General features: G+C 74.5%; 7 protein-coding genes and 2 pseudogenes. 7 read left to right on the top strand and 2 right to left on the bottom strand.

Translation table 11 applies throughout. The annotated features are described in order from the left end of the window. From CCN44_RS44780 to CCN44_RS39785, 5 genes and pseudogenes are all read left to right on the top strand, one after another. Positions 1-232: pseudogene (locus CCN44_RS44780) on the top strand (hypothetical protein); the annotation flags it as partial. A 74-nt stretch (positions 233-306) separates the two neighbouring features. Continuing rightward, complete coding sequence (locus CCN44_RS39770; protein WP_086703993.1) at positions 307-903, top strand: dihydrofolate reductase family protein; 597 nt, start codon at positions 307-309, stop codon at positions 901-903. An 89-nt stretch (positions 904-992) separates the two neighbouring features. Continuing rightward, the gene (locus CCN44_RS39775) at positions 993-1919 is read left to right on the top strand and encodes a bifunctional helix-turn-helix transcriptional regulator/GNAT family N-acetyltransferase (RefSeq protein WP_086703995.1); all 927 of its coding nucleotides are present in this window, start codon (positions 993-995) and stop codon (positions 1917-1919) included. Between the two features lie 166 nt (positions 1920-2085). Continuing rightward, the gene (locus CCN44_RS39780) at positions 2086-2886 is read left to right on the top strand and encodes a sugar phosphate isomerase/epimerase family protein (protein WP_059254998.1); all 801 of its coding nucleotides are present in this window, start codon (positions 2086-2088) and stop codon (positions 2884-2886) included. A 105-nt stretch (positions 2887-2991) separates the two neighbouring features. Further along, positions 2992-4233, top strand: coding sequence for an MFS transporter (locus CCN44_RS39785; RefSeq protein ID WP_086704006.1), 1242 nt, complete (start codon positions 2992-2994; stop codon positions 4231-4233). Here CCN44_RS39785 and CCN44_RS39790 read toward each other — a convergent pair. Both CCN44_RS39790 and aroA read right to left on the bottom strand, forming a co-directional pair. Further along, complete coding sequence (locus CCN44_RS39790) at positions 4208-4801, bottom strand: alpha/beta hydrolase (RefSeq protein ID WP_059249670.1); 594 nt, start codon at positions 4799-4801, stop codon at positions 4208-4210. The two genes, CCN44_RS39785 and CCN44_RS39790, sit on opposite strands and share 26 nt — an antisense overlap. Positions 4802-4842: 41 nt before the next feature. Next, entirely contained in the window at positions 4843-6078 is a 1236-nt protein-coding gene (gene aroA / locus CCN44_RS39795) for a 3-phosphoshikimate 1-carboxyvinyltransferase (protein WP_086704000.1), read from the bottom strand. 344 nt (positions 6079-6422) lie between these two features. Between aroA and CCN44_RS39800 the strand changes: the two genes are divergently transcribed. Further along, positions 6423-8318: a glycoside hydrolase family 3 protein gene (locus CCN44_RS39800; protein ID WP_086704003.1), complete on the top strand. Its 1896-nt coding sequence runs from the start codon at positions 6423-6425 to the stop codon at positions 8316-8318. Positions 8319-8388: 70 nt separating this feature from the next. After that, positions 8389-9069 (top strand): annotated as a pseudogene (locus tag CCN44_RS47975) (hypothetical protein); the annotation flags it as partial.

Here is a 9069-nt window from a genome sequence, read left to right on the forward strand (position 1 = left end):
GCGGGAGCGGCTGCTCGCCGAACACGGGGCCACCGAGCTGCGGCTGGGCTCGTCGGTCGACCGGGTGGCGGTGATGCGGGTGCTGCGCCGGAGCCTCGGCCTCGGGCTGGGGGAGGCCAGGGCCGTGCGGGACCGTGGATACGGTGGGACGCTCCCCGAGGTCGAGTTGCTCGCTCGGCGGCTGCGGGTCGTGGGGGTCGGTGCCGTCGCCGTGGCCGGTGCGGGCCGATGAGTTTTCGGGGTGGGGGCGGTCTTGGTGGTCGTCAGTGGTCGTGAGCAGCGGACAGGTACCGAGGAGTGGTCGGCATGCGTGTCGTCGTCACCGAGTTCATCAGTCTGGACGGGGTCGTTCAGGCCCCGGGTGGGGCCGAGGAGGACACCGACGGAGGGTTCGCGCACGGAGGGTGGTCGAACGCGTATTTCGACCCCGAGGTCGTGGGCGGGGCCTTCGCCGCGGGGCTGGAGAAGGCCGAGGCGCTGCTGTACGGGCGGCGGACGTATCTGACGATGGCCGCCGCGTGGCCGGAGCGGGCCGGGGATCCCTTCGCCGACCGGCTCAACGCGATGCGGAAGTACGTCGTGTCCGACACGCTGGAGGACGACCGGCTGAGCTGGGAGAACAGCGTCCGGATTCCGGGGGCGCGGGCACTTGAGAAGGTGCGCGAGCTGCGGGCCGCCGAGGGCGGGGATCTGGCGATGATGGGCAGCCCCACGCTGGTGCGCGCGTTGATCGGGGCGGGGTTGGTCGACGAGTTGCAGCTCGTCGTCATGCCCGTGCTGCTCGGCGGCGGCAAGTCGATCTTCCCGGCGGACGGGGGCATGCGGAGCTGGGAGCTGGTGTCGTCGGCCACCGCGAAGACCGGCGCGCAGGTGAACGTGTACCGGCCGGCCGAGCGGTCGTAGGCGTGGACGCGGAGGCGCGGGCGGCCTAGGGTCGGAGGCCAGGTTCTCTGACGGGGTCAAGTATCCGCCGCACGCATCCGGGGGCCGCCATGACCGTCCAGGACGTTCGCGCTTTCAACCGGTTCTACACAGGAGTGATCGGTGCGCTCGACTACGGGCGCCACCTCTACGCCCCCTACACCCTCACCGAGGCCCGCGTGCTCTACGAACTCGCGCACGCCCCGCACCTGGACGCGGCCGACCTGCGCGGCCTGCTCGGGCTCGACGCCGGGTATCTGAGCCGGATCCTGAACAGGTTCGAGGACGCCGGCCTCGTCTTCCGGGGACCCTCGGACAGTGATCCGCGGCGCCGCCGGATCACGCTGACCGCGCGCGGGCGCGAGACGGCCGCGCTGCTGGACGAGCGGGCCCGGGAGACGGTCGCCGCCCTGCTCGACGGCGTGGCCCCGGCGGACCGGTCCCGGCTGGCCGAGGCCATGCGCACCGTCCAGGACGTCCTGGGCGCGGACAAGCCGTCCGCGCAGGTGGTGCTGCGCGAGCCCCGGGCCGGTGAACTGGGCTGGATCGTGCAGCGCAACGGCGCGCTGTACGCGGCCGAGTACGGGTGGAACGCGGAGTACGAGGCGCTCGTCGCCCGGATCGTCGCCGACTACGCGGAGGATCACGACCCGCATCTGGAGCGGGTGTGGATCGCCGAGCTGGCGGGCCGGCCCGTCGGGTGCGTGATGTGCGTACGGGGCGACGCGCCCGGCACCGCGCGGCTGCGGCTGCTGCTCGTCGAGCCCGAGGCCCGCGGGCACGGCATCGGCGACCGGCTGGTGCGCGCGGTGATCGACTTCGCCCGCGGGGCCGGCTACCGCGACCTGGTGCTGTGGACCAACGACGTGCTCACCGGCGCCCGCCGCCTCTACCAGCGGCACGGCTTCCTGCTGACCGCCGAACGGCCGCACCGCTCCTTCGGCCACGACCTGCTCGGCCAGGACTGGCGACTCACGCTGCGCGGGCCGGGTGCATGACGGGCAGGGGCCGTGCTCGTGCGGACGTGCCCCCGTGCACGCCGCCCCGGCCGGGCAACGCCCCGGACCTCGCCCGGTCGCCGGTCGGCCGAAACGCGCACCCGCGCTGCCCGACCGCGCGGGTGCCCCTACGGTCCGCGCCCGGGAGCGAGTAGGGTCCGTGACCATGAAGCTGGCGTTCTCCACTCTCGGTGTCCCCGGCCTGCCCGTCCCGGAGGTTCTGGCGCTCGCGACCGCGCACGGCTACCACGGCGTGGAACTGCGCGCCCATCCGGAGGAACCGGTGCATCCGGGGCTGACGCCCGCCGAACGGGCCGACACCGCCGCCCTGTTCCGGAGCACCGGGATCGAGGTGCTGGGCCTCGCCGGGTACGCGCGCGTCGCCGCCCCGGGCGAGGACGCGCCCGTACTGGCGGAGATCCGGGACCTCCTGCGGCTGGCCCACGACCTGGGCGCGCCCTTCGTGCGGGTCTTCCCCGGCGCCGACCCGGACCGCCCCCGCGAGGAGTCGGAGGCGCTCGCCGCCCGGCGGCTCGGCACCGCCGCCGAGGACGCCGCCGCGCTGGGCGTGCGGATCCTGCTGGAGACCCACGACTCGCACCGTACCGGCGCGGACGCGATCCGGATCCTCGGCCCGGTCGGGCACCGGCAGGTGGGCGCGCTGTGGGACGTGATGCACACCTGGCTCGGCGGTGAGCAGCCGTCGGACACCTACGCGGCCCTCGCCCCGCACCTGGGCTACGTCCAGGTCAAGGACATCGCCTCCGCCGAGGACACCACCCCGCTGCCGCTCGGCACGGGGGTGCTGCCGCTCACCGAGTGCGTGGACGTGCTGTCCCGGCGGGGCTGGGACGGCTGGCTGTGCTGGGAGTACGAGAAGCGCTGGTACGAGGCCGCCGCCCCGCTGCCCGGACTGCTGGGCGCGGGCCGCGAGCACCTGGCGCGGCTGCTGGGCGAGGCGGCGTAGCCCGGTCTCCGCACCCGGAAATTCGCTGGCGGCGGCCCGCAGCCGCCGCTAGCCTCCCCCGGTGATCCAGCCATCGGGGCCGTGCGCCCGCTCCCGCTTCCGCTCATGAGCCTCGCCCGTTCGCTCATAGACGTACGACCGCTGCGCACCTCGCCCGTCTTCCGGCGGCTGCTGATCGGCCGGACCGTGTCCGTGCTGGGCGGGTTCATGACCATGGTGACGGTCATGTACCAGGTCTGGGACATGACCCGCAGCACCGCCTGGACCGGTGCGGTCGGCCTGGCGCAGGCGCTGCCGCTGGTGGTGTTCGGGCTGTTCGCCGGGGCGTGGGTGGACCGGGCCGACCGGCGCCGGGTGTTCCTCGCGGCGACCGTCGGCCAGGCGGTCTGCTCGCTGCTGCTCGCCGTGCAGGGCTTCACCGGGCACGTGCCGGTGCCGGCCGTCCTGCTGCTCGTCGCCGTGCAGTCGGCGTTCGGCGCGCTGGGTGCCCCGGCCGCCGGGGTCTTCGTACCGCGGCTGCTGCCCAAGGAGCAGGTGGCGGCCGGGCTGGCGCTCCAGCAGGTGACCGGCCAGTCAATGATGCTGCTGGGGCCGGCGCTGGCCGGGCTGCTGCTGGGCTGGTTCGGCATCGGTGTCTGCTATCTGCTGGACGCCCTCAGCTTCGGGCTCGCCTTCTACGGCGCCCGGGGGCTGCCCGCGCTGCCGCCGCAGGGCGAGCCGTCGCGGGCCGGGGTGCACGGGGTGCTGGACGGGCTGCGGTTCCTGGCCGGGCACCGGGTGGTGCGGGGCGCGCTGGTCACCGACCTCGCCGCGACCGTGCTCTCGTTCCCGGTGAGCCTGTTCCCGCTGGTCAACACCGAGCGGTTCGGCGGCGATCCGCGCACCCTCGGCCTGTTCCTGTCGGCGCTGGCGGTGGGCGGGGTCGCCGCGACCGCGCTGTCCGGCCCGCTGACCCGGCTCGCCCGGCCGGGTCCGGTGATGCTGTGCGCGTCGGCCACGTGGGGTGCGGCGCTGGTCCTGTTCGGTCTGGCGGGCAGCGCCTGGCTGGGGCTCGCCCTGCTGGCGCTGGCCGGCGCGGCGGACGCCACGGCGGTGGTCGCCCGCTCCACGATCGTGCAGACCCGCACCCCGGACGCGCTGCTCGGCCGGGTCACGGCGGCCGAGCAGATCGTCGGTCAGGCGGGCCCCAGCCTCGGCAATGTGCGCGGCGGTCTGCTGGCCGGCTGGACCTCGGGTACGACCGCCCTGATCAGCGGCGGTCTGCTGTGCGTCCTCGCGGTGGCGGCGGTGGCGACGACGACACCCGAGCTGCGGGCCCGGGCTACCGGGGTGCCGGACGGGCCGTGAGCGGCGCGGTGCCGTCGAGGCACCAGTCCAGCACGGCCGGCCAGGAGCCGTACCCGGCGTCCAGGTCGAGGTGGGCGGCGCCGGGCAGGATGTCGGCGGGGATGCCGAGCGGCTCGGCGTAGAGCGGGCCCGCGCCCTCGGGGCAGTACGGGTCGTCGTCGCCGGCGACCAGCCGGGTGGGACCGGGCAGGGCGAAGTCGAGGGCGGGTGGGGCGAAGGCGGCCACCTCCGGGTACCGGGCGAGGACCGAGCCGGACGGCGGTGCGACCAGCAGCACCCGGTCCGCGTACCGCTGCTGCCGCATGCCCCGGGCGGCGGCGTGCAGCCACAGCACGCAGGACAGGCTGTGCGCCACCACGACCCGCTCCCCCGGGCCGTCCGACTCCTCCAGGTGGCGGGCGAGTTCGGCGAGCCACACGTCCAGGTCGGGATCGTCGGCGTCGGGCAGCTGCGGATAGCTCACCCGGTGCCCGGCGGCGGTGAGCCGGCCGGCGAGCCAGTGCTGCCAGTGCGGCTCGGGGCGGTGGTTCTGCCAGCCGTGCAGGATCAGGTACGAGCGAGGGGTCATGCCGGTGATCCTCTCTGTTTCCGCGGTCACGGTGGCCGCCGTCAGCGGGCGGCGGGGAGGGCCGCGAACGCCTCGTGGAAGCCGGGGAAGGTCTTGCGTACGCAGCCGGGGTCGTCGTAGGCCAGGCCGGGCGTGCGCAGGGCGGTCACGGCGAAGGACATCACGATGCGGTGGTCGCCGAAGGTCTTGATCTCGACTCCGGGCGCGGGCGTGCCGGGCCGGATCTCGATCCAGTCGGGGCCGGTCGTGACGTCCACGCCGAGCCGCCGGAGGTTGTCCGCGCACGCCTGGAGGCGGTCGCACTCCTTGACCCGGGTGTTGCCGACGTCCTCGATGCGGACCGGTCCGGAGGCGAACGGCGCGATCGCGGCCAGCGTCGGCATGGTGTCGGAGATGTCGCGCATGTTCACGGTGAGCCCGCGCAGTTCACCGGTGCCGCGTACGGTCGTGCGGTCCTCGGCGATCTCCACCTCCGCGCCCATCCGGCGCAGCACCTCCACGAAGCGCAGGTCGCCCTGGAGCGCGCCTGCGCCGAGGCCGGGCACGGTGATCTCGCGGCCCGGGGTGACGGCCGCCGCGGCGAAGAAGTAGCTCGCGGTCGAGGCGTCCGGCTCGACGGCGTAGGTGGTGGCCCGGTAGCCGCTGGGCGGGACGTCGTACACGGCGCCGTCCCGGATCACGTCCACGCCGAACGCGCGCATCATCGCGAGGGTGATCTCCACGTACGGCGCCGAGACCAGGTCGGTGACCCGGATCCGCAGGCCGGTGCGGGTCAGCGGGCCGAGCAGCAGCAGCGCGGTCAGGTACTGGGAGGACTCGCCCGCGTCCAGCACCACCTCGCCGCCCTCGACGCCGGCCGCGTGGACGGTGAGCGGATGGTGCCCCTCGGCCCGCTCGTGCCGCACGTCGACGCCGAGGTCGCGCAGGGCGCGGGTGAGCGGGCCGAGGGGGCGGCGGCGCATCTGCGGGGAGGCGTCGAAGCGGTAGGTGCCGTGGCCGGCGGCGGCCAGGGTGGGCAGGAAGCGGGCGGTGGTGGCGCCGTCCCGGCAGAAGACGTCGGCCTCGGCGCGCGCCGGGCCCTGCGGACGGCCGTCGACCTGCCACGCGCCGGGCGTACGGCCCACCCGGTAGCCGAGCCGGGTCAGGCCCTCGGCGAAGCCCTCGGTGTCGTCGGAGTGCAGGGGCCGGACGAGGGTGCTGACCCCGTCGGCCGCGGCGGCGAGGAAGAGCGCGCGGGCGGTGATGGACTTGGAACCGGGGATGTCGACTGCGGCCATGACCGCATGATGACGGCTCGCCGGGGCTGCGGACCGGGACGTCCAGGGGCTGGACGCGCCCCCGTCGGCGCAGGCCAGGCCGTTGCCCTCATGGTGCGGACGTTGGGCACCGCAGGGATCACCCCGGGGGCTGTCCGGGGCGGAATTCCACTCCCCGGGGTGAGCCGGGGTCCAGCCGGCTCCGCTCCCGCGGCGCGACCGCCGCACCCTGCGATCCCTTCGCGAATACCCGGCACGCGGCCCCTTCCTGGTTACTGTGCATTCCCTTGACGGAAAGAAACTTCCCGGATATTGGTGACTCCTCGGAAGTTTCCTTCAGCGGTTCTCCTCCGGAAGGAGCGCACGTGCACGACTCCAGCACGGGAAGCGACACCAGCACGGGAAGCACGGGAAGCACGGGAGAAGCGGGAAACGCGGGAAACGCGGAGCGTTCCGGAAGCGCCGCACGGCCGTCCAGACGCGCCGTCCTCGCCGCGACCGCGGGCCTCACCGCCGCGCTGACCGTACCGACGACCGCCCACGCCGCCGTCCCTGACGACCGCCGGCTGCGCGCCCTGATCTCCCGCATGACGCTGGAGGAGAAGGTCGGCCAGCTGTTCGTGACGCGGGTCTACGGGCACTCCGCCACCGCCCCCGACCAGGCGGACATCGACGCCAACCTCAAGGAGATCGGCGTCCGCACCGCCGCCGAGCTGATCGAGAAGTACCGGGTCGGCGGCATCATCTACTTCGCCTGGGCGCACAACACCCGCGACCCGCACCAGATCGCCGACCTGTCCAACGGCATCCAGCGGGCCTCGCTGGACCAGCCGCGCGGCCTGCCGATGCTCATCGCCACCGACCAGGAGCACGGCGCGGTGTGCCGGATCGGCAAGCCCGCCACCCTCTTCCCCGGCGCGATGGCGATCGGCGCGGGCCGCTCCCGCTCCGACGCCCGCACCCTCGGCCGCATCTCGGGCGCCGAACTGCGCGCGATGGGCGTCAACCAGGACTACTCCCCCGACGCCGACGTGAACGTCAACCCGGCGAACCCGGTCATCGGCGTCCGTTCCTTCGGCGCCGACCCGGACGCGGTCGCCGCCCTGGTCGCCGCCGAGGTGAAGGGCTACCAGGGGGCCGGGGTCGCGGCGACCGCCAAGCACTTCCCGGGCCACGGGGACACGGCCGTCGACAGCCACTACGGCTTCCCGGTCATCACGCACAGCCGCGCGCTGTGGGAGGAGCTGGACGCCGTGCCCTTCCGGGCCGCGATCGCCGCCGGGATCGACTCGATCATGACCGCGCACATCCAGTTCCCGGCCCTGGACGACTCCGGCGACCCGGCGACCCTGTCCCGTCCGATCCTCACCGGCATCCTGCGCGAGGAACTCGGCTACGACGGGGTGGTGATCACCGACTCCCTCGGCATGCAGGGGGTGCGCACGAAGTACGGCGACGACCGGGTGCCGGTGCTGGCGCTGCGGGCCGGCGTGGACCAGCTGCTCAACCCCCCGTCGCTCGATGTCGCCTGGCACGCGGTGCTGAAGGCCGTGCAGGACGGGGAGCTGACCGAGGCCCGGCTGGACGAATCGATCCTGCGCATTCTGCGGCTGAAGGCCCGCCGCGGCCTGTTCGACCACCCCTGGGCGAGCCATGCCCGCGTCGACCGCACGGTGGGCACCAAGGCCCACCTCGCCACGGCCGACCGCATCGCCGAACGCACCACCACCCTGCTGGTCAACGAGGACGGCACCCTGCCCTTCGACCGCCGCGCGCAACGCAGGCTCCTGGTCGTGGGCGCCGACCCCGCCTCCCCCTCCGGCACCACCGGCCCGCCCACCGGTGTCCTGGCCGCGGCCCTCACCGACCTGGGCTTCACCGCGACGGCGCTGCCCACCGGTACCGCGCCCTCCGCCGCGACCATCGACAAGGCGGTCACGGCGGCGCGGGAGGCGGACGCGGTGGTCGTGGCCACGTACAACGTGACGGCGTCCAGCACCCAGCGCACCCTGGTGGACCGTCTGCTGGCCACGGGGCGGCCGGTGGCGGTGCTGGCGCTCCGCAACCCGTACGACGTCGCGCACGTCCCGTCCGTCCGGGCCTGCTTGTCCTCGTACTGCTGGACGGACGTCGAGCTGCGCGCTGCCGCGCGGGTCATCGCCGGCCGGGTGACACCGCGGGGGAAGCTGCCGGTGCCGGTCCAGCGGGCGGACGACCCGAAGCAGGTGCTGTACCCGATCGGGCACGGGCTGACGTACTAGGGGTGCGGCAGGACAGCGGAAAGCGGCGGGGTGAAGGCCGAGAAGACCTTCACCCCGCCGCGATCAGGCGATGCCGCCGCTGTCACTCACCCCCGCCGCCGTCACCGCCGCCGCCACCGTCACCGCCGCCGCCGTCACCGCCGCCGCCGTCACCGCCGCCGGTGTCCATGCCGCCACCGGTGTCCATGCCGCCGCCGTCGTCAACACCGCCGGCGTCCATGCCGCCACCGTCGTCAACACCGCCGGCGTCCATGCCGCCGTCATCGGTACCCATGCCGTCGTCCGTGCCCATGCCGTCATCGGTGCCGGTGCCGTCATCGGTGCCCATGCCGTCATCGGTGCCGGTGCCGTCATCGGTGCCCATGCCGTCTTCGGTACCGGTGCCGTCATCCGTGCCCGGGTCAGCCGGGTCCACCGGGTCGGCCGGGTCGACGGGGTCCGCCGGGTCCGCCGGGTCGACGGGGTCCGCCGGGTCCGCCGGGTCGACGGGGTCCGCCGGGTCCGCCGGGTCAACGGGGTCCGCCGGGTCAACGGGGTCCGCCGGGTCCTTCGGGTCCACGGGGTCGACCGGGTCCGCCGGGTCAGCCGGATCCTTCGGGTCAGCCGGATCCTTCGGGTCCGCGGGGTCAGCCGGATCCTTCGGGTCCGCGGGGTCCGCCGGGTCCTTCGGATCCGCCGGGTCCTTCGGGTCAGCCGGGTCCTTCGGGTCAGCCGGGTCCTTGGGATCCGCCGGGTCCTTCGGGTCGGCCGG

The sequence above is a fragment of the Streptomyces tricolor genome, from assembly GCF_002155905.1.
In the GTDB taxonomy this organism is placed as follows: Bacteria; Actinomycetota; Actinomycetes; order Streptomycetales; family Streptomycetaceae; genus Streptomyces; species Streptomyces tricolor.